The organism is Bradyrhizobium icense, from assembly GCF_001693385.1.
In the GTDB taxonomy this organism is placed as follows: Bacteria; Pseudomonadota; Alphaproteobacteria; order Rhizobiales; family Xanthobacteraceae; genus Bradyrhizobium; species Bradyrhizobium icense.
In genome coordinates, this window is the sequence record NZ_CP016428.1 from 5652417 (window position 1) to 5679276 (window position 26860).

Sequence of the window (26860 nt, forward strand, 5' to 3'; positions counted from 1 at the left end):
AAACGAGAAGCTCGGCACGAGAGGCGAGCGGCGTCATCTTAAGCCTCCACTCTTGTCGTGCCACGCATGTCCGATTGAAGACGCCGTTATCGGAAGCTGACAAAGCGACCCCCTAGCATTCCACGGGCACGCTGGCAGCTATGCGCTTTTCACTGTCGTCAACCAAGGCGCGCACCATGTTCCCGAATGGCACGCCGATTGCTGGGATGAGGAGCAAAGACCCGCCGCGGCCAAAGCCACCGCAGCGGCCCCGTCCCAGGAATTCACGATGACGCTTACCCGATTGATCCTGATCAATTCAATTCTGACGCTGCTTATGGTCGGAAATGCAGAAGCGGCGGAGATCGATGTGGCGGTCGCCGCGAACCTCACCATGCCGGCCAAGGAGATGCAGCGTCGTTTAAGCAGAAGACCGGGCGAGGCCCCGTTGAGCTTTGGCGCGAGCGGACAGTTTTACGGCCAGATCGCGCAAGGGGCGCCGTTTGAGGTGCTTCTCTCGGCCGACGATGCTCGCCCGAGCAAACTGGTCGAGAACCGTCTCGCGCTTCCGCAAAGCCGCTTCACCTATGCGATCGGCAACCTCGTGCTGTGGAGTTCGACTCAGAAGTTTGTGAACGACGCGGAGACTTTTACAAAACCGTCGATCTACAATCCGGCCGCGGCGCTTTATGGCGCAGCCGCGGAGCACGCTGTGAAAGCGCTCGGCACCTGGGAGTCGACGCAGCCGGAGCTGGTCGCGGGATTCTCGCCTCTCTCTGGGGCGGAGGCACCCTCGCCTTCACCTTTGCCGGGCTCGTGGTCGGATCGGTTTTGTACGCTCTGTCTTTCGTGGTGCAGCCGCTGCCGAACGCCTCCGTGGCCAAGCTGGCTCGCCGTGGGCATGGTGATGTTCGGCCTTGCGGTAATCCTCACCGCAACGTTGATCGAGAAGTGCAGTGCAAGGAAAGCCCGTGAGGACAGCCACACCAGACCGGATTGAAATCGCCTTCAGCGGTAGGCTCGCTAGCTTTGCGATCGATGCGCAGTTCAGTGTACGGGCTAAATGTGTGGCGGCGATCTCCAGCACGGCGCGCATGACGCGCCGCTGCCTATGCGCTAAGGCTCAACTATGGAATGGACGTATTCGCCCAGGTCAAGGGTCGTCTGGCTGGTTCACGACCTCTGAACGCTAGGGCACCGCGCCATCTACGCCAGCAGTAGATGCTGGACAGGCAAGCGCCGCGGTGTGAAACGATCCGAGAGGATTAAGCCTATGATCGCCAACCTCGCCGAGATCGATCCCAAGCGCGTCGCGGCTATCCTCTACAGGCCGGAACAAGACGCGGATACACTGCTCGCCGACTTCACCCGGGATCTCGCGCGGCAAGGCGTGCGCGTCGGCGGCATCGTCCAGCGAAACTTCAAGGGCGCAAACGGCACGAAAACCATGCTCGTGCTCGAGGTTGCGACGGGGCGCGAGATTCCGATCTGTCAGCCACTCGGCAGCAGCGCCATGTCCTGTAAGCTCGATACTAATGGGCTTGCCGATGCCGCAGTTGTCGTGTCCCGCGCGATCAAGCGGCACGTCGATCTCCTCGTGATCAACAAATTCTCCAATCAGGAGGCATCCGGCCGGGGCCTGCGCGACGAATTTGCTGATGCGATCATTGCTGGCGTGCCGCTCCTCACCGCCGTCCCCGAAAAATGCCGTGCCGCCTGGCGGACTTTCACCGGGAATGTCGGTACGACGCTGCTGTGCGAGCGCCAGGTCGTGGAGAGATGGTGGCGCGACATCGCCCTGCGCCTGCCGCGCATCCCCCGTTAGCGGCTATTTACCGATCATCAGATCCGACAGGCTGATCACGGGCGGGAGGGCATCGACAATTTGGCCCCGAGAACGTCCGCCGCGTCATTGGCATCGATCAAAACACCGTCAGTCCCAGTTCCCGCTCCACCTCAAATCAGCGGTTCTCGTGCGCGTCGTGAGGGCGATCAGTGGCTTGGCGGAACATTGCCGCGCGCTGGGTTTCATCTTAATCAAGCGCATTCTTTTGGCATTATAACAGACCCGAACAGTTGGCTTGAGCTAATCGTTCGAAGGCGCACAACCGGTCGAGCACGGCATCAGTTATTGATGCAGGACGGCAGGACCATTCAATCGAAACCATGTTGTTGAGATGCCTCCACGACGAGCATCCGATTGTTGCATTTCCGCCAGTTGAACCGCGAGATCACCTGGCATATCGCTTGCTTCGCTTGAGGCCGGAATCATCTCTCTCCGCGCGAAGCAATCTTGTGAGGATAAAATGCTTGGAATTGGAAGTAAGTTGCCGTCGTTCGAAATCACAGGCGTGAAGCCCGGTTTTCACCTGCACGAGGAGAACGGGCAGAGCGCGTTCGAGACGCTGACGGAGAACAGCTTCCCTGGGAAATGGAAAGTCATCTTCTTCTATCCTAAGGATTTCACCTTCGTCTGCCCAACCGAGATTGCCGAGTTTGCCCGGCTGTCGAAAGATTTTGCCGACCGCGATGCGGTCGTGCTGGGCGGCTCGACCGACAACGAGTTCTGCAAGCTCGCTTGGCGGCGCTCGCACAAGGACCTGCACCATCTGCCGATCTGGCAGTTTGCCGACACCAAGGGCGGGCTGGTCGATGGCCTTGACGTGCGTTCGCCCGACGGCGTCGCCTATCGCTACACATTTATCGTCGACCCCGATAATACGATCCAGCACGTCTACGCGACCAATCTCAATGTCGGCCGCAGCCCGAAGGACACGCTGCGCGTGCTGGACGCGCTACAGACCGACGAGCTCTGCGCCTGTAACCGCGAGATCGGCGGCGAAACCCTGAAGGTTGCTTGAGGCATCATGTCGATTGAACAGCTAAAGGACCAGATCCCCGATTTCGCCAAGGACGTGAAACTCAACTTGGCGTCGATGATGGCGGATGAGACGCTATCACCGCAGAGCAAATACGGGCTGTTGCTCGCCACCGCGATTTCGGCCCGCAATCCCGTGGTGATCGCCGCAATGGAATCTGCGGCGGCCGTCGTGATGACGCCGGCCGAGGTCGCGGCGGCGAAATCCGCAGCCTCTGTGATGGCGATGAACAACGTCTACTACCGCTTCGTTCACCTCGCCTCCAATCCGGAATACAAGACGATGCCGGCGCGGCTGCGCATGAACGTGATCGGCAATCCCGGCGTGGACAGGGCCGATTTCGAGCTGTGGTCGCTGGCGGTAAGCACCATCAACGGCTGCGGCGCCTGCATGGACGCCCATGAGAAGGCGCTGCGGGAAGCCGGCGTCAGCTCGGCGGCCATCCAGACCGCGGTCCGCTTTGCCGCGATCGTGCAGTCGGTTGCGGTTGCGATCGAGGCGGCCGGCATGGGCGTGACCCAGGCGGTGGAGTGATCCACCACTCCGCGCTCTTTGCCGAGGGTGTTCTGGAATCGAAATGCGGTTGATAATCCAACAACTTCAGGCGCATTTGGGAGAATGCGCCCCCCTCAGCAATTTCAATAGCTTGGCAGCCCTCTCCAAAAGAAAATAGCGCGTCCGGCTGGAGCGCACGTTCGCGGCGCCTACCGTCAGGCGAGGCCTTCCAATAGTGATCAGATCGAAGTTAAGGAGCTCTGCAGCTTCGGTACTTTCGTCGGTATGCAGCTAAGAAGTCTTCGTCGGCGCAGATGCACCGTCCTGACGGATCTTTTGCCTTGGGATCGTGAAGATGCGACGCTAGTGGACGAAGCAGGTTAATCCGTGTGCTTGTGGTCTGCAGGTTCAGAAGCCCGGAAGCATGCTTCACGAGATCCGCCGCCAACATTATACCAGCGAGAGCCGACTGAAATGACATCGGCACAACGGCTCTTACAGACTGCGCTCCGTCTGTCAGGCGCATAACAATCCCCCCGCAGATTGCCCGCTGGTGAAACGATCGGACGGACTGGCCGACAAACTCTTTAAGGGCTTCGGACGGGATGTCGAAGGCCTTGGCGACACGCTCGACGAATCCTACATCCACCGGCCTGTTCGTCTGAAGGAGATCCCGGATCTCCTGTTGAGCCTCCGGCATCTTCAGCTCCTCAGCCATCTTCTCGTCCTCGTCCTTTTCCTTCGCATGAGGCAAGTAAAGGCAGGCCAGACATGCCCGGCCGTCATCAAAGCCATGGCGCGACACTCCGAGATCAAGCTCCTGTGTCCAGGCGTTTACGATCCATTTCGGCAACGCCCCCTGCACGGCAATGCGGTCCGGAGCGTTGTCCAATCCGACAGCGACTCTTTCGAACATCCAATCGTTCCGGTCGCTCACATAGACGTCCCATTTGGCACAATGCGCCGACACTTCCAGCACCGTGTCCGCGAGCGCGGCACGCGCCAGATCCGCTTTTGGTGAACCAACATCGCACTGGCCGGCCAGCACGTATCGCTGCAGATTCGAAAGATCGACCTCCTCATGGTCCACCAGACGGAGCGATCCCTTAAGGCCCACTGCTCGAGCCAAGGCCCATATAGCGCCATTCCCGATCGCGCCGAGCCCGACGAGGTGAGTCTCGCCGATATCCGTTCCCTCAAAGCTCGGACCGGAGTCAGGGGTACCCTGGGCGTAGGTCAGCATTGATAGGTCGATAAGTTCGTCAGCGTCGCCCTGATCCAGCTGGTCGGCAAATACCGTCCGAAAGACATTGGCTGCGGCGAAGCATGACGCAGCTCCCGCGCCAAACGGATTCATCGACTCGCCGGAGCCAATCAGACCGCGGCTCGAAAGCTTGGCTCTCCATCCGTCCGAGCCGATGAAAAAGGTCGGACACTTAGTGCGCGACGGACTGCTTCCAACGACCACGGAAACTGTGACGGCCTTTCTGGTCTTGGCCAGCTCGATCTCAGGATTTATGGACTTCGCCAGGAACTCCAGGATTGGAGCATGATCCTTCGCTTTTGCATCGAGCGGCAGCAGCGCGATCGTCGGATAAAGACGCGACAACAGCCTGATGATCATATCCAGGCTGGCCCTGCCTTCCGGCGACTGCACGGCTGCGCCGTCGAAAGACACTTCGATCACTTGCGCGGCAAGCCTGTCCTCGAACGCCGACACCTTGAAATTGGTCAGCACCCGCGACGCCGCCGACGCCGCACGGTCCATGAAGTTGGCCATGGCCATCGTTCAATCCTTGATTAAAATCATCCGCGTAACCTGGCCAACCGACAGGGGGCGCCACACTCCAGCCCCGTCAAGCCGGTACGATGCGACGTTCCTGAGATCGAAGGGCGCTCGCGCGAAGTCCGGCACGACCAAAGACAAGCACCCCACCGTCGTGGCGATCGCGTACTCGTCGTCCGTGCTGGAATGATAGGCTCGGCCGGGATGACTGTGTATCTGGGCAATGAGCGCAAGCTTCTCCCGGTACAGCCATACATTTATGCGATGCAGCTCTTCAGGTCCTGTTACGACGCACACCCCGTCGGCAGTACGTATGTGGCGCTGGGCGGGAATCAGAGTCCTATGTACCTGAAAATGGTGCCCCGTCTGACGGCCTACCCAAAGGCCGAGACCTTCATGACCTTCACGTCCCACTTTCCGCAAATGGGCATGGACTTCGTCCACGCAGCCACGCGGTACCGAAAGGACCGTAACGTCCGCGATCTGATTCATTCCGGTACGGCCAGTAATGAGGCCAGCACGTTTACCGCCGGGATCTGGACCTGCACCTGCACCTGATAATGCTCAATCGGTGATACCCCGTGGTGCCAGATCTTTTCGAGGATAAAAACTAAGGATCCTTCGCCAGAGCTTCGATGCATCAGCCAAGAATCACCGGTGTGAGCGGGATTGTCGTGGTATTCGCGAATGCCGGGAAGACAAATAAATGGCCGATCATCAGGGCTGTTGTACTGAATCATGTTTGTCACTTGCACCCCGCCCTGCTGGGCCAGCGCCCGAATGGTTTCGGGAGTTGCGCCGGGGATTGCCGCACGGCGAAGCATTTGCACCTGGAGCAATTTGGCGGGTATCGGTTCGCGCGTGAAAGGGTCCACGAACCTGACGGAGGGCGGCCGCAGATCGTAATCCGTAAAATTCAGCACGATGGCAGCGACGATCGGAGGCGGTCTCGGCTTAGTCGCCGCGAAAACCACGAAAATTTCCGGAAACTCTGCGTCAAGCAGGATCCAGCCCCTCTTGCGATAGGCCGATTCCATGCTCCGATAGTTGGCAAGCTCCCGCTCGAACTTTACGCGCGAGACCTCGGGATCGACAGTTTGGAGATCAGCCACCGGCCACGCCAGCCTTGAGACTCAGGAACAGCGTCACTTCATTGCCAAATCCAAACTCGCCTACCTTCGTGTCCGCATCCAACAGCTCGCCCGCTTCGTTCTTGATCTCCCAATTCTCGGGCGGCTGAGCCAGGTTCTTGGTCTCCTCCAGCGCCTTTTGGCGGACCACATGCAGCGGCTGCTGCTCTACGGCCTTAATGACGACAGGCTGACCGTTCACGACCATCGTGAATTCGACGAAATCCGCGCCCTGATCACTTCCCGCCTTCTTCTCATTCTTCATTTTTGGTCCTTTTGTGTGTGGGCGGCGCTTGGAATCGATGCTGCCGATTGTATGCAGGGGACGAGGTGTTAAAAAAGGGAGCATGCCACAAGACGCAATCGAAAAGCCTTCATTTGGCGCGTGCGTACGCAGTTTTCAGGCGTTAGCGCTTTTTCGTCCACATCTCCGACCCGTTGCGGCTTAAGCCGCCCAGACCGGCGGCCCGCCAGTGAGCAACATCCGGAACACGTCGTCGCCACACTGGCGCATGTGGCTCAAGCTGGACAACCGATGCCTCGTGCCCTTCAACGGCTTTGCCAAATACGCACCGAACCGACCCCCGAAACGAAGAAGAAGGATGTCGTATGGTTCGCGCTAAACGAGGATCGGCCGCTCTGTGCCTGCGCTGGCATCGGGACCGAGTTCAGGGGCGACCGCGGCACCAAATCCAAGCCGTTCCCAATGGCAGAAGGAAGACCCAAAAATTCACCAAGCCATTAACGATCTAATCAAGGACATCAAGCGCAATCCACATAAGGGGCTCGGGAAACCGGAGCCCCTTAAGCATGATTTGAAGGGTTGGTGGTCGCAGCGCATTACCGGAGAGCATCGACTTGTTTACCGCCTCATTGGAAAGGGCGAGACCCAGCAACTCGACATCGCTCAATGTCGATACCACTACTGAGCTGCTGGTCCGCAATCCCGCCTTCCGAGACCTATTTCGGAGGCGTGCGCAAGCCGAAGTATAGATTGCTTAACGCTAAGCATACCACAGACAGCCCTTGAAGGGGGCTGGTCTCGGTTTGTTGGGGGAAGTTATGAGGGCTTTAAACGGCGAAAGAGGCCCCCTAGTTCGGGAGCCTCTTTCAAAGATGTTTAGACTCAGGTAGCGGCCCAACGGCAAATGTCGCAACGCGCCATCACTCCCGGAGTGGTCAGGTTTATCGCTAATTCGTGCTCCCCTGTCAAGTTCCCTAAAAAAATAGTCGGTTGCAGCCTAAATGCCAGATATCTCTTACGAATTTTTAACGAAGTTCTTTACCAACTATTTGCCCTTCTCCCCAACGCCGAGCCAGGTTGAGGATTTTCAGTCCGATTTGACCCTTGTAAGTCCCTACCTACTTGAGGCCTCCCTGATCGAAGTCAAGGAGGGAACCAAGGGTGAAATACTAAAATACCTCCCTAACGATTGGCGACCGGCGATCTTCTCCGTATATAACCGCAAAGTGGCTGAACACGCCCAGCTGTTCCCGGTCTTTCACTCTTTCGAGAACGCTTTGCGCTCAACTGTCGCAGTGACCTTAGAGCAGCACTACAAGCATCCACGGTGGTGGCGCGCCATTTACGAGGAGCTAAAGAAGGGCGGGAGGGCCAAGAATATTGCCCAGATCGGCGGCGTTCCACTCGCCCGCCATGCGGCCTTTAGAATCGGCACGGTCATCTTGGACATTGAGGGCAAGCAGTTCCCCAATGGGCCGATTGATGCAATGGCGAACGGCTACGAGTTTATGCACGATTGTCATTTGGCCCACATACGGCAGCTTATTGAGGAACACTGGGCGGTATTCTCCCCAAAATTCCATCCGCTAAGTGCAGCCGACTTCACCGCCAAATTGAGAAGGTGCGGGAGGAGCGGAATGCGGTTTATCACCACCGATCACTATCGGGCATGTCGGATGTTGTGTCGGCCGCCGAAGAGCTTTTGGACAAGCTCAATTTCTGCCTGAAATTCGTTCACGGCAAAGTCACAGACTGCGAGCCGACAAAACTTGCCTTTTCGGTCGAAGCCGAGAAGAGGCACCGCACTTGGGTAGTCTAATTTCAAACTGAGACACTACCTCCGAAGATCCCGAGAGCTGAGACGACGAACCGCGCCGTCTTGTTGTCCTGGCGAGGACGATCAGTTGGTGCTCATCAAAAGATATATTCGGGCGCCAGCCATTTGTGTGGGACGCCGGTCGTCAGACCGCCATCGATGACGATCTCGGAACCGGTAAGATAACTGGACTCGTCGCTGAGCAGGAACAAGACTGCCTGCGCCACTTCCTGCGGCCAGCCTGCCCGTCCAAGTGGAATGGGGAAAATGGAGGGATCGAAGCTCTCGGTCATCGGCGTGGTGATGAAGCCGGGATGGATCGAGTTGACGCGGACGCCCGAGGCCGCGGCCTCCAGCGCAGCAGACTTGGTTATGCCCCGCACGCCGAATTTGGAAGCGACATAGGCATGAAGCCCGGCAGTGCCCCGCAGCCCCTCGACGGACGAGACGTTGACGATCGAACCTCCGCCCGCGCGCCGGATTGCGGGCAGGGCCGCCTGCATTCCAAGGAACGCACCGGTTAAGTTGACGGCAATAATCTTATTCCACTGATCGAGCGCGAACTGCTCGATCGGGGCCATGCTGACGATGCCAGCATTGTTAACCAGCCCATGCAGCGCGCCGAAGCTGCTCTCGGCGGTCGCGACCGCCCTGGCCCACTCCTCCGGCTGGGTGACGTCCTGACGCACATAGATGGCGGAAGTGCCCAGTTCAGCCGCGAGAGCCTCTCCTTCTGTATGAAGAATATCAGTGATTACGACCTTGGCGCCCTCAGCGACAAGCAGGCGGGCATGAGCTGCACCCATGCCGCGAGCTCCGCCGGTCACCAGAATGACCTTTTCGTTCACACGTCCCATGATGTTCCTTGCTCGCTTCGTTGATCAGTGGCGGTGCAGCGGGGCGATCAGCTCGAGCCCATCTTTCTCGCGTAGACCCAAACTGGACACCTTGACGATCTCGCCGCCCGAAACTATGCGCGCCTTGTCATTCCAGAAGAACTCTTGATGGTACTCCATCAGTCGTTCGCCGACTTGGCCGCACGCCCGCTCTAGGGAAATGGAGGTCAGCAGTTCGTAGGTGCAAGTGGAATTTTCCTTGAACATGCGCCCCGCCGCGCATGACCTGCCATCCTTCGCCACGGGCATGGCTCCAGTCGCCGAACTGCTCCATCTTCTCGAAGGGACGACATTCTCGCCCGACAGTCCCGCCCTCCTTGATGAGATAGGCTGCTGCCGCCTACCGGCGCCGGCTCCCACCAAACAGGCGTTCGCGGAGCCGCCTGCTGCGTTGGATCAGGCTTTGACGAGGCGAGGACAACGCACATGAGGTTCTCCGGCGTGCAGCGGCGGGAAGATCCAGGTCCTTCTAATCAGCGCGCCAATGATGGCGCGCAGAAAAGCTTGGAAAATCTGATTGCGAGGCAAAGCTCCCGCGACCGTTCCGCGCGCCGGGCACGTCACCAGCTACCGCCATTTGATACGGCCTCTCCGCACAAGCAGGGCGTGGAGACATGGATCTGCCGTGAGATCGTCTCAATAAAAGGGCGATCACACTGCGCCTGCCGTTCAGCTCTCAACCAAACTTGAACAACACACCATATCCGCCGCGCGGATAGCTCCATTCGATGTCGCCGGTGGGCTCGCCGATGACGCGGCAGGTGCCGCACTCAATACAGCCGTCGACGGTGACCTCGACCTGTCCCTTATCGTTAAGCTCATAGCAGCGCGCTGGGCACACCTTTAAAAGTGCAAGCAGCTGCGGGGACGGCTTCGTGTGTGCGCGCACTTTGATGTGGGGACGACCGACGTCAACGAGATAGCGGTTGTAGAACAGCTTGTCCTCGACGCGCACTGATGTCTCGACATTCATATTTCAGCTTCCTTGGCTTCGATTTTGGCTGGTTAGCGCCAGGCACGGGCGAGGCGGAATGCATCGCCAAATAGACCGGTCCAGGACCGCGCGTTGACAAAGGATCTCAATGTCACCTTCTCTTTCTCAGCCTTCGGCGTACCGTCGACGCGTACATAGTTCTGCATCGCCCTGGAGACGAGCTGCGGATAGGTGAGAAAGAAGTTTTGCGAGTTGGTATGCATCAGCATCGGCATATCCCTGTGCTTCTTGAGATCCTTAATCACGAAGGAGTCGTCCAGCATCTTCTTGTAGACTGACAGATTTGCCGCGGTCATGGGTTGGCGGCGCGATTTCACCTGGACGATCGCTTCCGCCGCGATGCGGCCCGAAGTCATCGCGAGGTTAGAGCCCTCGCGATGAATGGCATTGTTGAGCTGCGCCGCATCGCCCACCACCACCCAGCCATCGCCATAGAGCTGCGGGATCGCCTTGTAGCCGCCTTCAGGGATGAGGTGCGCGGAATATTCCTTGACCTCCGAGCCCTCGATCAGGGGCGCCACGGATGGGTGACGCTTGAAACGGTCGAGCAGCCCGTATGGCGTCTCTCCGGTGCGCTGAAAGTCGGCGACGATACAGCCGATGCCGATCGAGATGCACTCCTTATTGGCATAGATGAAGCCCATTCCGGTCATGCCACGGGAAATGGTGCCGGCCGCTTCGACAACGACGCCTTCGTCGCCCTTGAGATTGAAATGGGCCTCGATGGTCTCACGCGGCAAAAAGTGCATTTCCTTGACCGCGAGTGCCACCTTGTCGGGCTTGGGCCGCTCGCGCAGGCGCGCATGTGTACCGAGAAGGCCATTCACGCCTTCGGCCAGCACCACGACATCTGCGTGGATTTCGCCGTCGCGGCGATCCGTACGAACACCGATGACTTTCCCATGGGCGTCGCGCGCGAGCTCAGTGACGGTGGTCTCGCACAGCACGGTCGCGCCGGCCTCGCGCACTTTCGAGGAGAACCATTTGTCGAACTGCGCGCGGATGATGGTGTACCGGTTCGGCCGCTCCTCGTTGAAGTCTTCGGAGCGGTAGTGCACGCCGAAATGGGAGCGATCGTCCATCATCCAGAACCGTTGCTCGACGAGATGACGTTCGAGCGGCGCGTCATCGCGGAAGTCCGGGATCAGCTTTTCGAGCATGTCGGCATAGAGGATTGCGCCCTGAACATTCTTCGATCCGGCATATTCACCGCGCTCGAGCTGCAGCACCTTCATGCCGCGTTTAGCCATGGTCAGCGCCGCCGCGTTGCCCGACATGCCGGCGCCGACCACGATTGCATCGAACTTCTCCTCGATCACAACAACCTCCTCTAGCTCGCGATCCGATCGCGCGAATGCGGCGAAAGCCGTGCACGAAATGCGGCCGTCAGCGCCGGTAACAAGTGCATAGCGTCGTTGACGACGCCGATATGGGCAAAGTCAAAGATTGGCGCGTTCTTATCGGTATTGATCGCGACGATCAGATCGGCGCCCTCCACGCCGACCCGATGCTGGATCGCGCCGGAAATGCCTGCGGCGATATAGAGCTTTGGCCGGATGGTCTTGCCCGTCTGGCCGATCTGCCGGTCGGAGGTGACCCAGCCCTTTTGTACCAGCGGACGCGAACAGCCATATTCGGCGCCGAGCACGGCGGCGAGCTGCCGTACCAGCTGGAAACTCTCCGGCGAGCCCAACCCCAGCCCGCCGGCGACGACGACGTCGGCATAGGCGAGATTGGATTTGGCCGAATCACGGTCCGGCACAAAGGACAGCACCTTGGTAACGATGTCTTCTTCGAGCAGGCGGAGCGGATGGATGATAATACGGGCGGCATCGCGCGCGACACGCTCTGGCATCGGCATCACGCGCGGGCGGACGGTTGCCATCTGCGGCCGGTAATTCAAGGTGTAGATCGTGCAAAGCAGCGATCCGCCAAAGGTCGGACGCGTGGCCGCAAGCGAACCATCCGCGTCGACGTCGAGCTCGGTGCAGTCGGCGGTGAGACCCGTCAGTAGTGTGGTGGCTACCGAGCCTGCAAGATCGCGACCGAGCGTGGTGGCGCCCAACAGCAGGATCTCTGGCTTGTAGGTATTGACGAGATCGGTCAGCGCCTTGGTGTAGGACTCGTTACGATACTCCGACAGCACATTCTCGGTCACGAGATAGGTTAGGTCGGCGCCGTAGCAGAAGGATTCGAGCGCGGCGTTGCGCGTGGTCTCGGCCTCCGGGCCGATGACGACCGCAGCGAGATCAACCTTCAGCTTGTCGGCAAGCTTGCGACCTGCACCCATGAGTTCCCAGGAGACGGGATGCACCTGGCCGCGCTCCTGCTCGACGAAGACCCAGATGTGCTTGTAGGCCTTAAAGCGCTCGGGCAATTCTTTTTTGATTCCTGCGCGGCCGCCCGCGGCCGGCGTGGGAGCTTTGGTGATGTTGCTCATAGCTTTGAATTCCCCTCAGAACCTGCGCGGCTGCGCCACAAGATCGGTCTCTAGCTTGGGTTGGCCCTTCAAGATGGGTTTCATCAGCACCTCCATCGGCTGCTTGGCGGCTTCCACCAGCCCCGCCTTCTCGGCACGTGGCGACGGCGCAAAGGCGCACTTGACGATAGTCGGCGAGCCGGGCACGGCGCATTTCGAGACGTCTTCGACGCAGGCCTCCTGCGCGCTCCATTTCACAACCGGCCCCAGCGCCGCGCGCAGGGCGTCGGTCATGACGCCGCGGCAAATCTGGCTGGTCGCTCCCGCCATGGTTGACCCAGGCAGGGCAGCTTTGTGCGCAACATCTGCACGCCGCGTTCGGCGCGGCGCTCCGCCCGTCCACCGTGGTGAGCGCGGTGATCTTGCCGCCGAACTTGTCACGCAATTGGAGCGCGGCCTCAAGGGCGAACAAGGCGTATCGGTTGATGATGCTCGCCCCCCCTGATGCACGATGGCGTTGGTCACGGGATTGACGCGAATCTGCGTGGAATCGGGAACCTGCTTGGTGCAAACGATACTGTGCATGCCTTCTCCAGAGGTAGCGTGGAACGCGAGTTACCCATTGGCGGTCATCTCCCGGTCAATCTCAGCCTCAATGGCATCAATGGCAACTTCGAACGGCATTAACGCGAGCGTGAGCCATAAGATGATGCCGGTGCGAGCGGCGAGCAGTAACGGCAACATGATTGGTCTTGCTCCAAATCTCATCTCGGACGGCAACAATTCTGTGTAGTCGGCGCTAATGACCGACTTGGCCGGAGAACAGCAAGTGTCGTACCAGTTGGGGACATCAAAAATTAGACGTCCATTCAATGACTTGAGAAAATTGATCAAGACTGGCCGCTAACATCGCCGACAATACAATTCCGACATACGTCGCGAATGCGACAGCGCCGCTTCGCGCATTGCTGTACAGAGTTGATCTGGATGAAGAGAAATATGGCACAACGCACCACACCGACATGGCTTGAGGCAAATCTAAACTGATGTGTGAGGCTATTTCAGCGAGCTCAACGGCACGAAGGCCGCCGGTTTCTTGGGCTCCGCGACCGCATCCTTCAAGACCTTGAACACCCGCTGGTCGATCGGCGAGGACGCCACGAAGTCGGCATAAGCCTGCTCCAGCACCGCCTTGCACCGCGCCGTGACCTCGGTCTCCGCGCTACCTTCGAATTCTTCGTTGGCGAGATATTGTCCCATGCGCTTTAAGATATGCAGGCGCGCGACATTGACGATCTTGGGGTCGTAATCGACGCCAAGCAGCGCAAAAAAATCTTCGGCCGAGGAGGCCTTGTTGAGCCGATCCAGGATGCCGACTGCCGCCTGTGTGTTGCTCATCGAAAAATCTCCTTTGGGTTAGGTCGCCGGCCTGTGGTCGGTCCGGCTGGTCATCTCCTTGCGACGCTGCTTCGCGCAGGCGGCGCTGCATATGGCCTCCCACGGCCTATGTCTTCGCGGATCAGCGAGGGCTTCCGCGGCACGCCGGCGGTTTCGAAGTGATCGGCAGTAATGATGCCGGACCATGGCCGCCTCACGCACCATTGGTCAACGAGCGCTCGCAGACGTCGCGCCAAATCGCCACCACCGTCTCGCACGCGACCGGCCGCTTGTGCTCGATGGCATGTTTGCGCACCCGCGACAGGATCTGTCTTGCCTCCTCGGCGCTGGCGGCGAGCTGCAATTCGTCAAGTAACGTGGTGATCGACGACAGCCCGGAATGCTTGCCGATCACAATACGGTTGGAGCGACCAAGCAAATGGGGGTCGAGCGACTGATACGTGCGTTGATCCTTCATTAAGCCATGGACGTGAATGCCGGATTCGTGGGTGAACACATGCTCACCGACGATCGCCTTGTTCAGAGGAATCGTGCGTGCGGCCGCGGCTGCCACCAACGCGGCGACGTTCTCCAGCTCCGGCAACACGATGCCGGTGTCGCGCCCGTAGAGTTGTTTGAGCGCGACCGCGACTTCTTCCAGCGGCGCATTGCCCGCCCGCTCGCCGAGCCCGATGATGGTCACCGAGGCATGGCTCGCGCCGCCCTTGATGGCGGCGAGCGTATTGGCGGTCGCGAGCCCGAGATCGTCATGGCCGTGAAATTCGAGCTCGAGATCGGTGGTCGCGCGCAAACGAGCGATCAGCGCATAGGTGGAGTCGGGATCAAGCACGCTGAGCGTATCGGCAATGCGAAAGCGCCGTGCGCCCGCGGCTTTTGCGGTGGCGATCAGCGTGATGAGAAAATCGACATCTGCGCGGGAGGAGTCCTCGCCCCCGACGGCAACCTCAAGCCCCCGCTCGCGGGCATAACTGACCACCCGTCTCACCTGCTCCAGCGCCAGCTCGCGGTCACCACCAAGCTTGGCGGCAATCTGCACGTCAGAGGCCGGAATCGAGACGTTGACCATCGACACCTTCGCCTCGATTGCCGCATCGACGTCGACTTCACGCATCCGGCACCAGCCGATGCTGGTGAGCGGGAGACCGGCCTCGACCACGGCGCGGATAGCCGCGATTTCCTCGCTGCCCATGGCAGGCGTGCCCACTTCGATCTCGGGGACGCCGGCCCGCGCCAGGGCCTGCGCGATCGCCACCTTTTCGTCGGAGGTGAAGGCAACGCCAGGCGCTTGTTCGCCGTCGCGCAGCGTCGTGTCGTTGAGCACGATTGGACTTCCCCCTACCGTCTCGGACCATAACGGTTTGGCAGAGGTGGCGGCGATCATGGGAGGCTCCTTGTTCTTGGCAAAGCAAGGCTTGAGCAACCCGCATGCCACGCCGGCACCCTCCCAAGCCATTGAATAAGCGCGAAGTTTTCGGCACAGCCGGATTGTCGCAAACGCGACAGCCTCGCAAAGTCGACGCGCCGGCTTACCTCACGGCGCGATGGGATGGCATCAACTCCGCTTGCGGCTCAGATGGATGATCAGATCGACGCAGGAGACTTCGTGGCATGGCAGCGGCTCGGGCACATTCACAAGCAGGAGATCCGCATCGGGAATATCGAGCAGGATATCCTCGCCGTGCAGATAATAATGCGGATGCGGCGTGGTGTTGGTGTCGTACAACGATTGCGACCCATCAAGACAGATCCGGCGCAACAGACCGGCTTGCGTGAACTGGTTCAAAGTGTTGTAGACGGTAGACAATGAGACCGGAAACCCGGTCTCGCGCGCCTCGGCAAATAGCATCTCTGCGGTGACATGCCGGGCGCCCCTGGCAAACAACAGCTTGCTTAAGATCAGGCGCCGGCGCGTTGGTCGCAGCCCGGCCTTGAGCAACACATCCTTCCCGCCGGCGTCGGGACATCGCCCGCTGAGACGGGCAGAGGCCGGTTCCACCTGCACCTCGTCGAAGCCCGTGCGATCCCCGGCGTCACGGGTCGGAAGTCTGGCCAACGGGCGATCCATCCGATGTCGCTCACATTGGCTAAGTGCCGGCCGCAACCGGGACAGCCGCCTGCAGCAGAACCTCGCGCCGGCGCTCGGCCATGCGGCTCTCGCCGCTTTCATCGCCAAAGCAGAGGTTGAAGTCGTTGCATTGCGTGCACACCGGCGTCGTGCACATGACAAGGCCGTCGTCCTCGCACAGCCTGCGATAGAAGAAGCGCTTCCAGCGCATATTATTGATATTGCGCGCGGCCAGCGGCGCGAAATGGCGGCCTAGGAGCCGGGATAGTTCGCCACGACCGCGCAATCCGAGATCTTCCCACAAGTGATTTGGCTCGATCGCGCGACGCGCGATCATCCCAGCTAGCCAGTTGCCGATGTCCCCTTCGGTCGAGCGTTGTGCGAGCAGGAGATCACGCAATATTGCCGCCTCGTCGCTCTCATTGCGCTCGACACGCAAGAGCAACTCCTCGGCGTTTATCCGAATCGACGGGAAGTACTGCTCCAGCAACTCGGCCAGCTCATGGCCGGACAGACCGACCTTCTCGGAAACCAGACCACCATCCATCGTGGCGGCCGCCAGAATGGACGCCAGCACGTGGCGATCGAAATTGCTGTCACTGGTTATGTCGGCATCTGCGGGGTCCGCCCCAGTGAGCAGGCGGTAGGTCGCAATTCCCCTATGCCGCTCACCGTTCGCTTCAGTCGCTCCGGCAGCCATAAGCGAAAACAATTGCGCTTCGAACATGGATTGCCGACCTTTCCACAGTGATCAAGTATGCTCAGCTGCATCGTGATGCTGGTCACGACATCTTTCACCGGAACGCCGACCTCCTTATTGAGCATTGGGAAGGCCGGCCTCCGTCGGTGTGTCCTTTACTCGGCTGCGAGTTCGGCTGCGGTCTTGCCGATGATGGTCTCGTCAACCGGCTTCATGATGCCGTGCTCCATCAGCATGTCCTCGAGCTCATCCATGGAGATCGGGGTCGGGATGATGCCCTTGCCGCCATTGTTGTGGATCTTGGTCGCGAGATTGCGATAGTGATCGGCCTGCTGGGATTCTGGCGCATACTCCAGCACGGTCATGCGGCGCAGCTCCGCGTGCTGCACGACGTTGTCGCGTGGCACGAAATAGATCAGCTGGGTGCCGAGCTTCTTGGCCAGCGCCTCCGCCAGTTCCAGTTCCTTGTCGGTCTGCCGCTCGTTGCAGATCAGGCCGCCGAGCCGCACGCCGCCAGAGTTGGCATATTTCAGAATGCCCTTGGAAATGTTGTTGGCGGCATACATTGCCATCATCTCGCCAGACATAACGATGTAGATCTCCTGTGCCTTATTCTCGCGGATCGGCATCGCAAAACCGCCGCAGACGACGTCGCCGAGCACATCGTAGGAGACGTAGTCGATGTTCTCATAGGCGCCGTTCTCTTCCAGGAAGTTGATCGAGGTGATGACGCCGCGGCCGGCGCAGCCGACGCCCGGCTCCGGACCACCCGACTCGACGCAGCGGATGTCCTGATAGCCGATCTTCATTACGTCCTCGATTTCCAGGTCCTCGACGCTGCCGGCATTCGCCGCCAAGCTCAAAATCGTGTCCTGCGCCTTGGCGTGCAGGATCAGGCGGGTCGAGTCCGCCTTGGGATCGCAGCCCACGATCAGGATCTTGTGGCCCATCTCGGCCAGCGCCGCCAGCGTGTTCTGCGAGGTGGTCGACTTGCCGATGCCGCCCTTGCCGTAGAACGCGATTTGTCTCAGTGAAGACATGTTGCTCTCCATCAACCAATTTGCCAAAGATTGCGCGCTGGCTCGCGCGCTAGCTTGTTTCTCTCTCAGAAACGAGGCACACGGGTTCAAGGGAAGGAGAGCATCGCTCGTCTCGCGCGTCTGCGTGCACTCAGCCCTCACTCAGTGTTGCTGCATCCTGATAGCAACCGCCGTGCCAACCCTGTCCACGCTCTTTAAGTTTCTGATTACACTTTAGAAAATTCGTGAGCCGGTGGATGAAACCAGGTGTTTTGAACGTGACAGGATTCGTGCCGCTGTCAGAAGCCGGACAAGGATCGCTAGCATCGAACGGGCAAAAGCCGGCCTGGCGCGGGCCATTTCGATGCATTCATGCACGGAACGGAAATTGCTAACGCTCTTGCAAGCGCTTTATCGGAGCGATTTTCAGGAGAGCGACAGTGCAGATCGGTGTCGAAAGGTCGAAAGCAGTGGACCAGCGACGGGTGTTCGTGGTCGACGACGACGAGATCACCCGCGCGGCCTTGCAATTCATGCTGCATGACAAGATCGAGACGCACGAGCTTGCAACGCCGGAAGAGGCCTTTGCCGGGGGCGTCGATGGGTTGAAGCCGCATGTGGCGCTGCTCGGCGCCTCCTTTTTGAAGCTAAAGGGGCCGACGCTGATCGGTGAATTTGCAGCCCATTTTCCCGACGTTCGGATCCTGATCGTCTGCGACAAACACGACTGGCCCACCGCGGTCGAAGGCATCAAGGCCGGCGCGCAGGGCGCGCTGCTCAAGCCGCTGACCTTGGAAGCCGTCCGTAAGAAGGTAGATACGATTCTCCGACGTTGCGGCGCCCCGCCGATCGTGCAGCGCAGCGTGCGCAAATAGGCGCGCCATGGCGACGATCATTTTCTATCACAAACCCGGCTGCGCCACCAACGCGCGCCAGATGCAGGCGCTGAAGGCCGCGGGCCACCACGTGATTGCCAAGGATATCTTGAAGGAGCCGTGGCGTGCGGAGGAACTGCGCCGCTTCTTCGGCAATACGCCGGTCGCATCCTGGTTCAACCGCGCCGCGCGGCGTATCAAGTCAGGCGAAATCAATCCCGACACAAGCGACGCGGCGAGCGCACTCGCGCTGATGCTGAGCGATCCGCTCCTGATAAGGCGCCCGCTGATCAACGCCGATGGCGCAAGATGCGCGGGATTCGATCATGGGCCCGTGCTGTCGCTGCTTGGGCGGAGCATGCAAGATGATGTCGAGCGATGCTCGCGCGAGGGAACCGGGGGACACTGCCCGAGCGGGTGAGCTGCAGAGCTCGTAGCTGCACCGAGAGAGAAAGGAACGACGTTTCCCCCGCTCCCCATTCTTGACGGGCGCGAGAAGCAAAGCTCGCTGACGGCGGTCGGGCTCTACACGCGCGTACATTTGGGAGATTCAATGACACTTCGGGGTCCCACTTTCGGTCCACAGATCGTCTTGCCCCTGGAACGAGCGGGTCTCATGACGCGGCAACTCGGCTCGCCACAGCAACGAAATGCTGGTCGCTCCTGAGCAGCTATCCCTCTTGGAAATGCCAAACCAACCAATCAAAACCTCTGTGTCGAAGTACCAAGCAGGCGGTTGAAAAAGGCGCTCGCCGCCGACCGGCGAGCGGGATTCATTGCCTCCGATGAGATACGGAGATCGTTGCGTGCGCGGCGGCGACAATCGAACGGGCGAGCTGTTTAGCTACGTTGACCTGGAGGCGCGGGTGCGGAGTGATCACCCGCTGCGATCATCCATCGTGAGCGAGGCACTTTCGGCGCTATAGCGCGAGCTTGCCGCGCTCTATTCGCCGATTGGGCGGCCGTCGATCCCGCCGGAGAAGCTGCTGCTGGCGATGCTGTTGCAGGCGTTCTGATAGGTGTACTACTCCCCTCTGCGACCAACTAGGACAGCACTCTGCGGTGGAGAAATGCGCGCATCGGCCTGCGCTTTCTACTCGATAAGCCTCCGCACGCAATGTGATACGAACGCCTTCGGCCTTATCGGAATGAGATCGGCGCGTCACGTGATCGGCGATAAATTCCAGCACTGCAGCGCCAATTTCGGCAACTCGGCCGGTCGCCTCAAGGCGCCGAGCGCGGCGGCCACTGATCGCCGCCATGAGTTCGAGAATGTTTCAGCGGGATCGCTTCGCCGCCGAGCATGTAGCGATGTCCAGCACCTGCGCGCCCCATGGCAACGATAAGACCTTCGGCAACGTCGCGCACATCGGTTCACGACGAATTCAAAGGGCCTTGCGGACGCTCGTCGATGATGATGGCGAGATCGCGCCGAAATCCGAGCACGATAAACAATTTCGCCATTACAAACATCGGTCCGAGCAACAGATGGACCGGATTGTCGACCAGCGCCGGTCGGCGACGTTCGAACACCTGGTGTCCAATAACCTGCGATGTGCCGCCAATCACAATCAGGATAGCGGTAAGCGACCACATTCCGGCAGTACTTGCCTGACCCACGATGATGGCGGCGGCCGAAAGCAATACGATCGCAGCCCCAAGGATCGCGGCCCCAAGCGCGAAGTCGAGCAAGAACCAATAGATGAGCACCGGTATAGCAGCAATGGTCGCCACACTGGTTTGGATCCCGAACACGGCGATGGACCATTGGCTGAGCGGAAGAACGGCAGCCAGGAACAGGAGCACGATGCCGAAGACATGCATGGCGCAATTCCAGGGGGCGCGATGATACTCAACATAGTCGGCAAGCTGCCGCCGAAAAAATGACCTCATGCGGCGCTCGCTTCGTATGTTGTATCGGCAGGCGCGGCAAAGCTCATCAGGCGCATCTGCTAGTCTCCGTCGGAAACGTCCCGGCACTTAAACGTGGGAATTGGTCTTAAGTCAAAGCGCGGCCACGTGAATGTTCGCTGTCCGTCGAGCGCGCGACACTGCCGCCAGCATCAAAGTCGTGCGCCCAATTCAGCGACTAACGTCTACAAGGCTACATCATGAAACAGGTATTCGAAATGACCGCGCGACGCGCGGATTTTTCTCGCAGGTGTTACCATTCAGCCTCATCGTTGCGGCCACAGTTGATCCCGCCGGTCATTGAAATCTCCGCGTTTTGCATTGTGGTCCGCATGCCACCACGCGAGCAGCGCCGCAGTTGGCAAATCGCGACGGATAGCGAAATCGATCATCGAATCTATCCTTGCTCGGCCGGCAATTCTTGCTTCTATTCGTGCGCTACGGTCTGTCGCATTGACATGCATCAACCGACGCTCATTATTCTTTGGAGACGCTTCCCAAGCGCTCGCACCTGCGCGCCGAGTACGTGACTCCAAATTTACTCGGTCCGTTATCGAGAGAACCCCAGAATTTGTGACACGCTCTTCTATGGGCGGATTAGAGCCCAACTCGGAATCCGGCGATGCGCCCCGCGATGCGATTCAGCTGGCGCCTCCTCAAACCAGGAGTGCAAGCCAGATGAAATGCTCGATATGCGGGCGCCCAGGACCGGCGCGTCAGCGGCGGCCGCAGTGTCGTCACCAGGCTTCCCGTTATCGCCTACCCTACCTGCGGGAATGGGCCGATGCGGCATGACGACAGCGATCCCTGCTGCTCGCTTTGGTCAATCGCGGCCAGGTCAGCGACAACGCGATCGCCATGAGGGCCTAGCAAATTAGGGTTGATGACAAAGCCTCAACGTGCAGCCAGCCAATGCGGTCATCGCGTCGAAGCCAACAAATTCGCCGATGCTGAATTGCACGTGAAAGCCGCACATCCGCGGACGCTTCGCTGCACGTTCCAGTTCGACCGCCTTGACATTCGCAGCGACGTCGAGCGAGCCGAGCGAGAGGCCGAAGGCAACCAGCGCGGCCCCGAGCGCCAGAGACGTACTGGCAACCGCGAGCCACGGCAGGATGAGCGCAATTCCGAAGGCGCCGATCAGGATGATCGGTTTGCTGCCGTAGCGCGCGCACAACAAATCGCTCAAAAACATCGAGGCGACCAAGCCGACGCCCAGGCAGAGCAGCAGAAAACCGAGAACTCCGTCATCGACCGTCAGCCGCTGCTTCGCGAACGGTACCAGCAGCGCCCAGGCCGCAATGCCGAAGCCGGCGACAAAAAATGCAAGGCGCGTCGCGAGCCGGGTGGCCAGGCGATCGACGGACATCATCGGGGAACCCCGGAGGAAACGTTGGTGGTTTCGTGTTTGGATAGGCTAAGGACATCACGGCGGAGCGTGAGCGGCTGCAACCGCGGTCGCAGTCGCTCGAACATGTTGTTTCATGTCGCCTCACAGCAAATTGGCGGGGCGGCCGGACGCCACCGAGGAAGTGCCGAGTCCGCTCTTACAGCACCCCCGCCTCCGCCCGGTGATGGTGCCCGAATGAAGCAAGCGGCGTTCCGATTTTGAAAGTTGGAGGTTCTACAGTCGCTTCGTACTGGGTGTGTGTAGCGTCAAGTCGCGGACATTGGTCTCAAAGCTGACAAACGGGCGCTCTCGTTCAGTGCGCCCGAAGGCTCTGCCAAATCTGTATCCCTATCAGCGCTGTGTGATCACGTCGGGGTTGTCGCCTGCCATGTCGAGCAGCGTGTCCTCGACCATGCGGCAATCCACGCCATTGATCCGGACGCGGCGAGCATCGCCGGACCGGAATACAACCCAATCTCCGACATTGACGTCCCAGCCGTGGAAATAGGTGCCGGTCTCCGGCTCATCCTTGAAGGCGGTCTTGCGCTTCTTGAGCACCAGGCCGACGGTGCCCTGCCAGACTGATTCCTTGGTCGCGCAGGTCGACAGGATGAGCCCGCTCTTGGTCTTCTCCGGCGCGATGTAGATGCCGACCAAGACCGTTGTTGTTCAGCAGCTCGATGCTGCGCAGAGCGCCAATGAGCTTCATCAGCTCGGCCTTCTGGTCCTCCGACTTCGAGCGCCGTTCCAGTGTCAAAACGCGTACCATCCCTTCCCTCTCCTGCTACTCTTTCAGGATGTTCCATCGTCTCAGCGAGCACCGTGCGCGCCGGCGAGCCCCTTTCGGCACCCCCTCGCGCTGATACCGGCCCCAATCTGTGAGATTGCCGGACGTGATGGCGTCGATCGCCTTCTTATCCAGCTCATCCCGCTTGGCCTTAAGACGTTCGGCCAGCTTGGAGTCGATGGTGACGCTCATTTACAGCCCGCCCACTTGTTTCTCGAGCCAATTGCAGGGAGCGCCATGCGAGTCAGCGGGCATCTGACAAGAAAAAGGCCGCCTGCGTTGCCACAAGCGGCCGAAGTCTAGGGAGGAAACGCCCAAGGAGGGCAGGATGCAGCTTAGGATGATCGCCATCAGCAGCTCAATTGAACGCAGGTAATCGTCGAGCATCCAAAAGGTACGACGGAACGATACGAAGGTTTATGCCGAGATCGGCAAGGGCAACGCCAAAATCACCGCTCGCCGCCGTCATCGGCCACCATATGCCGCACCAGGATCATTTCCGCGGTTCGCCTTGTCGCCGTACTCGAGAAGGCCCTCGCCGCTGCCGGCGCCATACTCCAGCTTGGGGGACGCCTTCACGCGGCCGCCGTTGGCAAGGCCGGCCTTGTTGCTCATCTTTTGGCGCTTTTTGCGGAGCGGCGGGCTGCATCACCCGCGTACTTGAGCTGTCGCGTCCCTTCGATGTGCCCCCAAGACATCCTCCAGACCAGCTCCACATGGTCGGCGGCAGCTGCAGTGCTGGCTCAAGATCGGCCGCAGTAGCTGCGCGGGTTGCGACAAGCGGAAGATTGTGGGCCCCCAAACAAGAACTTCAGATCGCATTTTAAAGACTCGGCTGCGCTTTTCCGGTCCACAACCGAACGCCTTGGCGGCGCCATCGGCGATGGCGCAGCGGATGAAGCAAGCGGCGAGCCGCCTGAAAAAGCTCGGCTGTCGTGCACGTGTGCGGGTCGGGTGCGTCATCTTCTTAATTGCATGCGCCTGCGCCACAAACTGCATGCCGCGCCATAGACGCCCAAGTGCAACAAGCCGAACCGCTTGGAGCCAGATGCGCGCCTTATGGTTGATCATTGACCAAAGTGCCGTAGACGCGGGCGTGGTCGATCTGATGTCGACAGTGACCTGCAACTGGCATGGGGTTTGTGTTGATCTTAGACGCGCGGCTTGGTTCAGCATCCAACGTTCTTGTCGCCTAGACGACCATCGTGATCGAGAAACACGGGGAATGCGCATCGCGCTCCGTTTGGCATCGATTCTGCACACCACGAGCGCATAGGGAGTTGGAAGCAACGTTCACGGTGCTCTACGCGCAGAAGTCCGGTGCGGGTCTCTGGAGGAGACGCTAAACGCAGCTGCACAACGTTCGCGAAGTCAACGCTCGTGCTTCATCCCACACAACCAGAAGAGGTAATCGATCATGTACAAGCTCGGCGTTTTGACGCTTGCTCTGTTGGCTCAGCAGGGGTCCGCTGCCGCGAACGCTCCGACGAATAGCATTGCAAATCAGCTGCAGCTCTCCGATTACAAGCGAGCGCTCACGATAGGCAATCACTATGCAGATCTCACTATCAATGTCCCCGACGGGCCGTTCTGGCTCGCAGATGGTGAGTCGTTCGTCTACCGACGGACGACTAAAGGCAAGCATCAGTTCATTCTGGTGAATGTTGCCACGGGCAGAAAGCAGCCGGCTTTTGATCAGACCCGCCTCGCGGCCGCGCTGAACAGGGCAAGCCACAAGGACTATAAGGCCGACAACCTGCCCTTCGCCCGTTTCAAGCTGGCCGAAGATGCTGGCAGGATCGCCTTCAACATCGAGAATACCCGGTGGAGCTGCGACCTTGTAAGCGATGCCTGCACAAGCAAGACCATGCCACCTGAAGTCGATCAGGAGCGCTACGGCCCCACGCCGCCCGCGGCAAATGATCGAAAGAAGACAAGCGTATCGCCTGACGGCAAATGGCTCGCCTATTCTAAGAACTACAACTTGTTCCTGCGCAGCAAGGATGGCTCTCAGGACATCCCTTTGACCTGGGACGGATCTGAAACCAACTACTATGCCTTGTCGACGCTGAGATGGTCTCCAGACTCGCGTCACCTCGCGGGTTACCGCATCCGTCCAGGGCACAAACGGGAGGTCCATTACGTCGAATCATCGCCGAGGGACCAGCTTCAACCGAGACATTGGACGATGACGTATCCGAAGCCCGGTGATGCCTTGGCACTGCCCCAGCCGGTGCTGTTTGATATCATCAGCCAGCGCGAGATCGCAGTCGATAATGCTTCGTTCCCAAATCCCTACGATTTTTCGCCGATCCAGTGGTGGAAGGATGGGCGCGGATTTACTTTCGAATACAATCAACGTGGGCATCAGCTCTATCGTCTTCTCGAGGTCGACGCCACCACAGGCCAGGTGCGCTCTTTGATTGATGAGGTCAGCCACACCTTTATCGACTACGAGCCACTGGTGGATGAGCCGCATACTGGAAAGACCTTCCGCTACGATGTTGAAGACGGAAAGGAGATCATCTGGGCGTCCGAGCGCGATGGATACGAGCATCTCTACCTTTTCAATGGCCGGACCGGCGAGCTCAAAAACCAGATCACCAGAGGAGATTGGGTGGTCCGCGCGGTCTATTACGTCGATCCGGTCAAGCGCCAGATCTGGTTTGGCGCGAGCGGGATGAACCCAGCGGAGGATCCCTATTTCGTCCATGCCTACCGCATCGACTTCGACGGGAGGGGACTGACCGCGCTCACGCCTGAGCTGGCCAATCATCACATCGAGTTCTCGCCTGACGGCCGCTACTATGTCGACCTGTGGTCTCGCATCGATGTCCCGTCGCGCTTGACGCTGTACCGAGCCAGCGATAGTGCCGAGCTGATGCAGGTCGAGGGCGCCGAGATAAGCGAACTCATCGCCGCCGGCTGGCAGCCGCCACTCAGCTTCCATGCCAAGGGGCGGGACGGCGAAACCGATATATGGGGTATCATTCACCTGCCGATCAACTTCGATCCAAACAAGAGATATCCGGTCGTGGAGAACATCTATGCCGGCCCGACCGGTTCCAGCGTTCCCAAATCCTTCTCGGCCTTGGTCGAGCCGCTCACCCAGCTCGGGTTCATCGTCGTTCAGATCGATGGAATGGGTACGAACAACCGCTCTCGCGCGTTCCACGATGTTGCCTGGAAAAATCTGAAGGACGCCGGCTTTCCCGACAGAATCCTGTGGCACAAGGCGGCGAGTGCGAAGTATTCGTGGTACGACATCTCGAACGTCGGCATTTTTGGCACGTCCGCCGGCGGGCAGAACGCGGTGAGTGCGCTGCTCTTCCATTCTGATTTCTACAAGGTAGCGGTCGCGAACAGTGGCTGCTACGACAACAGGATGGACAAGATCTGGTGGAACGAACAGTGGATGGGTTGGCCGGTCGGCATCGAATATTCGCAATCCTCCGCCGTCGACAACGCCCACAGATTGCAAGGTAAGCTGATGCTCATTGTCGGCGAAACCGACCGCAATGTCGATCCGTCCTCTACTTTCCAGCTTGCCGACCGGCTCATCACGGCGGGAAAATACTTCGACATGCTTGTGGTGCCCGGCGCAGATCACGGAACACCGGGCCGTTACAGCCGGCTCAAGCTCCTGGACTTCTTCGTTCGCAACGTTCTCGGGCAGATACCGCCTAACTGGAACGCCACCTCGGTCGAGCTGCCGAAAAGCAATTCAGGGCCATGATAGAGCGGAAGAGCCATGGTGACTCGCCGCGTTCACCGACCGAGGAGTTCGCGGTGAGTTCAAAAGCTGGCGGGACAAGTACGCCAACACGCCGCAAGGCCGACTACGCCTGGACGACGATGGCGCGCCTGATGTCGTTCGCAAATGACCGCGGCATCATCGCGACCAACCCATGCGAGCGAAGCGGCCGTCTCTACGCGGCCGATCGCAAAGACAAGAGTTGGTCCGAACAGGACATAGCCGCTGTCCGCTCGGTCGCATCTCTCAGGATCCAGTTGGCACTAACTATAGCGTTGTGCAGCGGGCAACGACAGGGCGACCTTTGCCGGCCGGCGCCCTTC

30 protein-coding genes and 4 pseudogenes are annotated in these 26860 nt (G+C 59.6%); 12 read left to right on the plus strand and 22 right to left on the minus strand.

What is annotated here, in order from left to right; all coding sequences use genetic code 11:
- The first annotated feature begins 283 nt into the window (after positions 1-283).
- The 4 genes from modA to ahpD all read left to right on the plus strand — a co-directional run bounded on the left by modA (position 284) and on the right by ahpD (position 3392).
- Positions 284-979 carry a molybdate ABC transporter substrate-binding protein gene (modA, locus tag LMTR13_RS43865; protein WP_418219725.1) on the plus strand — a complete coding sequence of 232 codons (696 nt, stop codon included), beginning with the start codon at positions 284-286 and terminating at the stop codon, positions 977-979.
- A gap of 273 nt (positions 980-1252) precedes the next feature.
- Complete coding sequence (locus tag LMTR13_RS26375) at positions 1253-1804, plus strand: DUF2478 domain-containing protein (protein ID WP_065730328.1); 552 nt, start codon at positions 1253-1255, stop codon at positions 1802-1804.
- 481 nt (positions 1805-2285) lie between these two features.
- A complete protein-coding gene (locus tag LMTR13_RS26380) occupies positions 2286-2840 on the plus strand; it encodes a peroxiredoxin (RefSeq protein WP_065730329.1) in 555 nt (184 codons plus the stop codon).
- Between the two features lie 6 nt (positions 2841-2846).
- Positions 2847-3392 carry an alkylhydroperoxidase, AhpD family gene (ahpD, locus tag LMTR13_RS26385; protein WP_065730330.1) on the plus strand — a complete coding sequence of 182 codons (546 nt, stop codon included), beginning with the start codon at positions 2847-2849 and terminating at the stop codon, positions 3390-3392.
- A gap of 211 nt (positions 3393-3603) precedes the next feature.
- On the opposite strand, the gene LMTR13_RS26390 is transcribed toward ahpD, so the two are convergent.
- The gene (locus LMTR13_RS26390; RefSeq protein ID WP_065730331.1) at positions 3604-5139 is read right to left on the minus strand and encodes an E2 ligase fold family C protein; all 1536 of its coding nucleotides are present in this window, start codon (positions 5137-5139) and stop codon (positions 3604-3606) included.
- Between LMTR13_RS26390 and LMTR13_RS42920 the strand changes: the two genes are divergently transcribed.
- Complete coding sequence (locus tag LMTR13_RS42920; RefSeq protein ID WP_236843535.1) at positions 5132-5329, plus strand: hypothetical protein; 198 nt, start codon at positions 5132-5134, stop codon at positions 5327-5329. The two genes, LMTR13_RS26390 and LMTR13_RS42920, sit on opposite strands and share 8 nt — an antisense overlap.
- 11 nt (positions 5330-5340) lie before the next feature.
- On the opposite strand, the pseudogene LMTR13_RS42925 reads toward LMTR13_RS42920, so the two are convergent.
- From LMTR13_RS42925 to LMTR13_RS26405, 3 genes and pseudogenes are all read right to left on the minus strand, one after another.
- Positions 5341-5631, minus strand: a pseudogene (locus LMTR13_RS42925) (Mov34/MPN/PAD-1 family protein); the annotation flags it as partial.
- Entirely contained in the window at positions 5628-6251 is a 624-nt protein-coding gene (locus tag LMTR13_RS26400; RefSeq protein ID WP_065730333.1) for a putative metal-binding protein, read from the minus strand. The pseudogene LMTR13_RS42925 and the gene LMTR13_RS26400, both read right to left, overlap by 4 nt.
- Complete coding sequence (locus LMTR13_RS26405) at positions 6244-6534, minus strand: DUF2604 domain-containing protein (protein WP_065730334.1); 291 nt, start codon at positions 6532-6534, stop codon at positions 6244-6246. The genes LMTR13_RS26400 and LMTR13_RS26405 overlap by 8 nt, the downstream gene beginning before the upstream one ends.
- A 190-nt stretch (positions 6535-6724) precedes the next feature.
- Here LMTR13_RS26405 and LMTR13_RS42930 point away from each other — a divergent pair.
- From LMTR13_RS42930 to LMTR13_RS26410, 3 genes and pseudogenes are all read left to right on the plus strand, one after another.
- Positions 6725-6975: pseudogene (locus LMTR13_RS42930) on the plus strand (SOS response-associated peptidase); the annotation flags it as partial.
- Complete coding sequence (locus LMTR13_RS39875) at positions 6920-7198, plus strand: Txe/YoeB family addiction module toxin (protein ID WP_083219503.1); 279 nt, start codon at positions 6920-6922, stop codon at positions 7196-7198. The pseudogene LMTR13_RS42930 and the gene LMTR13_RS39875, both read left to right, overlap by 56 nt.
- 316 nt (positions 7199-7514) lie before the next feature.
- Positions 7515-8240 (plus strand): hypothetical protein, encoded by a 726-nt coding sequence (locus LMTR13_RS26410; protein WP_065730335.1) that lies wholly within the window; start codon positions 7515-7517, stop codon positions 8238-8240.
- A gap of 187 nt (positions 8241-8427) precedes the next feature.
- On the opposite strand, the gene LMTR13_RS26415 is transcribed toward LMTR13_RS26410, so the two are convergent.
- From LMTR13_RS26415 to nifH, 12 genes and pseudogenes are all read right to left on the minus strand, one after another.
- Complete coding sequence (locus tag LMTR13_RS26415; protein WP_065730336.1) at positions 8428-9186, minus strand: glucose 1-dehydrogenase; 759 nt, start codon at positions 9184-9186, stop codon at positions 8428-8430.
- A 24-nt stretch (positions 9187-9210) separates the two neighbouring features.
- The gene (locus tag LMTR13_RS26420; RefSeq protein ID WP_156795812.1) at positions 9211-9468 is read right to left on the minus strand and encodes a hypothetical protein; all 258 of its coding nucleotides are present in this window, start codon (positions 9466-9468) and stop codon (positions 9211-9213) included.
- A 433-nt stretch (positions 9469-9901) separates the two neighbouring features.
- Positions 9902-10198, minus strand: coding sequence for a ferredoxin family protein (locus LMTR13_RS26425; RefSeq protein WP_028350609.1), 297 nt, complete (start codon positions 10196-10198; stop codon positions 9902-9904).
- A 32-nt stretch (positions 10199-10230) separates the two neighbouring features.
- Positions 10231-11538, minus strand: a complete 1308-nt coding sequence (locus LMTR13_RS26430) for an FAD-dependent oxidoreductase (RefSeq protein ID WP_065730338.1) — start codon at positions 11536-11538, stop codon at positions 10231-10233.
- A gap of 11 nt (positions 11539-11549) precedes the next feature.
- Positions 11550-12659 carry an electron transfer flavoprotein subunit alpha/FixB family protein gene (locus LMTR13_RS26435; protein ID WP_065730339.1) on the minus strand — a complete coding sequence of 370 codons (1110 nt, stop codon included), beginning with the start codon at positions 12657-12659 and terminating at the stop codon, positions 11550-11552.
- A gap of 15 nt (positions 12660-12674) precedes the next feature.
- Positions 12675-13223 (minus strand): annotated as a pseudogene (locus tag LMTR13_RS26440) (hypothetical protein).
- A gap of 30 nt (positions 13224-13253) precedes the next feature.
- A complete protein-coding gene (locus LMTR13_RS41270) occupies positions 13254-13532 on the minus strand; it encodes a hypothetical protein (RefSeq protein WP_156795813.1) in 279 nt (92 codons plus the stop codon).
- Between the two features lie 162 nt (positions 13533-13694).
- Positions 13695-14036, minus strand: coding sequence for a nitrogenase stabilizing/protective protein NifW (gene nifW / locus LMTR13_RS26445; RefSeq protein WP_065730340.1), 342 nt, complete (start codon positions 14034-14036; stop codon positions 13695-13697).
- Between the two features lie 193 nt (positions 14037-14229).
- On the minus strand, positions 14230-15417 hold the full coding sequence (nifV, locus tag LMTR13_RS26450; protein ID WP_065732987.1) for a homocitrate synthase: 1188 nt from the start codon (positions 15415-15417) through the stop codon (positions 14230-14232).
- Between the two features lie 171 nt (positions 15418-15588).
- On the minus strand, positions 15589-15975 hold the full coding sequence (irr, locus tag LMTR13_RS26455) for a Fur family transcriptional regulator Irr (RefSeq protein ID WP_418219726.1): 387 nt from the start codon (positions 15973-15975) through the stop codon (positions 15589-15591).
- A gap of 145 nt (positions 15976-16120) precedes the next feature.
- Positions 16121-16828, minus strand: coding sequence for a nitrogen fixation protein NifQ (locus LMTR13_RS26460; protein WP_083219237.1), 708 nt, complete (start codon positions 16826-16828; stop codon positions 16121-16123).
- A gap of 128 nt (positions 16829-16956) precedes the next feature.
- The gene (gene nifH / locus LMTR13_RS26465; protein ID WP_065732989.1) at positions 16957-17841 is read right to left on the minus strand and encodes a nitrogenase iron protein; all 885 of its coding nucleotides are present in this window, start codon (positions 17839-17841) and stop codon (positions 16957-16959) included.
- Positions 17842-18260: 419 nt separating this feature from the next.
- Between nifH and LMTR13_RS26470 the strand changes: the two genes are divergently transcribed.
- The 3 genes and pseudogenes from LMTR13_RS26470 to LMTR13_RS39880 form a co-directional block, all read left to right on the plus strand.
- The gene (locus LMTR13_RS26470) at positions 18261-18695 is read left to right on the plus strand and encodes a response regulator (RefSeq protein ID WP_065730342.1); all 435 of its coding nucleotides are present in this window, start codon (positions 18261-18263) and stop codon (positions 18693-18695) included.
- 7 nt (positions 18696-18702) lie between these two features.
- Positions 18703-19116 (plus strand): ArsC/Spx/MgsR family protein, encoded by a 414-nt coding sequence (locus LMTR13_RS26475; protein WP_065730343.1) that lies wholly within the window; start codon positions 18703-18705, stop codon positions 19114-19116.
- Positions 19117-19501: 385 nt separating this feature from the next.
- A pseudogene (locus LMTR13_RS39880) lies at positions 19502-19708 on the plus strand (transposase); the annotation flags it as partial.
- A 361-nt stretch (positions 19709-20069) separates the two neighbouring features.
- Here the strand turns inward: LMTR13_RS39880 and LMTR13_RS26480 are convergent.
- The 6 genes from LMTR13_RS26480 to LMTR13_RS41275 all read right to left on the minus strand — a co-directional run bounded on the left by LMTR13_RS26480 (position 20070) and on the right by LMTR13_RS41275 (position 23398).
- Positions 20070-20519: an Mpo1-like protein gene (locus LMTR13_RS26480; protein ID WP_236843143.1), complete on the minus strand. Its 450-nt coding sequence runs from the start codon at positions 20517-20519 to the stop codon at positions 20070-20072.
- Positions 20520-20872: 353 nt separating this feature from the next.
- Positions 20873-20998: a hypothetical protein gene (locus LMTR13_RS43200; protein ID WP_257784720.1), complete on the minus strand. Its 126-nt coding sequence runs from the start codon at positions 20996-20998 to the stop codon at positions 20873-20875.
- 482 nt (positions 20999-21480) lie between these two features.
- Positions 21481-21975 (minus strand): MFS transporter, encoded by a 495-nt coding sequence (locus tag LMTR13_RS26485; RefSeq protein WP_335622048.1) that lies wholly within the window; start codon positions 21973-21975, stop codon positions 21481-21483.
- A 372-nt stretch (positions 21976-22347) separates the two neighbouring features.
- A complete protein-coding gene (locus LMTR13_RS26490; RefSeq protein WP_065730346.1) occupies positions 22348-22653 on the minus strand; it encodes a hypothetical protein in 306 nt (101 codons plus the stop codon).
- Between the two features lie 127 nt (positions 22654-22780).
- On the minus strand, positions 22781-22975 hold the full coding sequence (locus LMTR13_RS26495) for a hypothetical protein (RefSeq protein WP_065730347.1): 195 nt from the start codon (positions 22973-22975) through the stop codon (positions 22781-22783).
- Between the two features lie 273 nt (positions 22976-23248).
- Positions 23249-23398, minus strand: coding sequence for a hypothetical protein (locus LMTR13_RS41275; protein ID WP_156795814.1), 150 nt, complete (start codon positions 23396-23398; stop codon positions 23249-23251).
- 802 nt (positions 23399-24200) lie between these two features.
- On the opposite strand from LMTR13_RS41275, the gene LMTR13_RS26505 reads away from it, so the two are divergent.
- A complete protein-coding gene (locus LMTR13_RS26505; RefSeq protein WP_065730349.1) occupies positions 24201-26519 on the plus strand; it encodes a S9 family peptidase in 2319 nt (772 codons plus the stop codon).
- Positions 26520-26860: the final 341 nt, after the last annotated feature.

Bases quoted from the DNA above. Each gene is read 5' to 3' on its own strand.
- LMTR13_RS26375 (WP_065730328.1), top strand. From the start codon at position 1,253: ATGATCGCCAACCTCGCCGAGATCGATCCCAAGCGCGTCGCGGCTATC.
- LMTR13_RS26380 (WP_065730329.1), top strand. From the start codon at position 2,286: ATGCTTGGAATTGGAAGTAAGTTGCCGTCGTTCGAAATCACAGGCGTG.
- ahpD (WP_065730330.1), top strand. From the start codon at position 2,847: ATGTCGATTGAACAGCTAAAGGACCAGATCCCCGATTTCGCCAAGGAC.
- LMTR13_RS42920 (WP_236843535.1), top strand. From the start codon at position 5,132: ATGGCCATCGTTCAATCCTTGATTAAAATCATCCGCGTAACCTGGCCA.
- LMTR13_RS26390 (WP_065730331.1), bottom strand. From the start codon at position 5,139: ATGGCCATGGCCAACTTCATGGACCGTGCGGCGTCGGCGGCGTCGCGG.
- LMTR13_RS26405 (WP_065730334.1), bottom strand. From the start codon at position 6,534: ATGAAGAATGAGAAGAAGGCGGGAAGTGATCAGGGCGCGGATTTCGTC.
- LMTR13_RS26410 (WP_065730335.1), top strand. From the start codon at position 7,515: ATGCCAGATATCTCTTACGAATTTTTAACGAAGTTCTTTACCAACTAT.
- LMTR13_RS26415 (WP_065730336.1), bottom strand. From the start codon at position 9,186: ATGGGACGTGTGAACGAAAAGGTCATTCTGGTGACCGGCGGAGCTCGC.
- LMTR13_RS26425 (WP_028350609.1), bottom strand. From the start codon at position 10,198: ATGAATGTCGAGACATCAGTGCGCGTCGAGGACAAGCTGTTCTACAAC.
- LMTR13_RS26435 (WP_065730339.1), bottom strand. From the start codon at position 12,659: ATGAGCAACATCACCAAAGCTCCCACGCCGGCCGCGGGCGGCCGCGCA.
- nifW (WP_065730340.1), bottom strand. From the start codon at position 14,036: ATGAGCAACACACAGGCGGCAGTCGGCATCCTGGATCGGCTCAACAAG.
- nifV (WP_065732987.1), bottom strand. From the start codon at position 15,417: ATGATCGCCGCCACCTCTGCCAAACCGTTATGGTCCGAGACGGTAGGG.
- LMTR13_RS26460 (WP_083219237.1), bottom strand. From the start codon at position 16,828: ATGTTCGAAGCGCAATTGTTTTCGCTTATGGCTGCCGGAGCGACTGAA.
- nifH (WP_065732989.1), bottom strand. From the start codon at position 17,841: ATGTCTTCACTGAGACAAATCGCGTTCTACGGCAAGGGCGGCATCGGC.
- LMTR13_RS26475 (WP_065730343.1), top strand. From the start codon at position 18,703: ATGGCGACGATCATTTTCTATCACAAACCCGGCTGCGCCACCAACGCG.
- LMTR13_RS26480 (WP_236843143.1), bottom strand. From the start codon at position 20,519: ATGCATGTCTTCGGCATCGTGCTCCTGTTCCTGGCTGCCGTTCTTCCG.
- LMTR13_RS43200 (WP_257784720.1), bottom strand. From the start codon at position 20,998: ATGATCGATTTCGCTATCCGTCGCGATTTGCCAACTGCGGCGCTGCTC.
- LMTR13_RS26485 (WP_335622048.1), bottom strand. From the start codon at position 21,975: ATGTCCGTCGATCGCCTGGCCACCCGGCTCGCGACGCGCCTTGCATTT.
- LMTR13_RS26495 (WP_065730347.1), bottom strand. From the start codon at position 22,975: ATGAGCGTCACCATCGACTCCAAGCTGGCCGAACGTCTTAAGGCCAAG.
- LMTR13_RS41275 (WP_156795814.1), bottom strand. From the start codon at position 23,398: ATGAGCAACAAGGCCGGCCTTGCCAACGGCGGCCGCGTGAAGGCGTCC.
- LMTR13_RS26505 (WP_065730349.1), top strand. From the start codon at position 24,201: ATGTACAAGCTCGGCGTTTTGACGCTTGCTCTGTTGGCTCAGCAGGGG.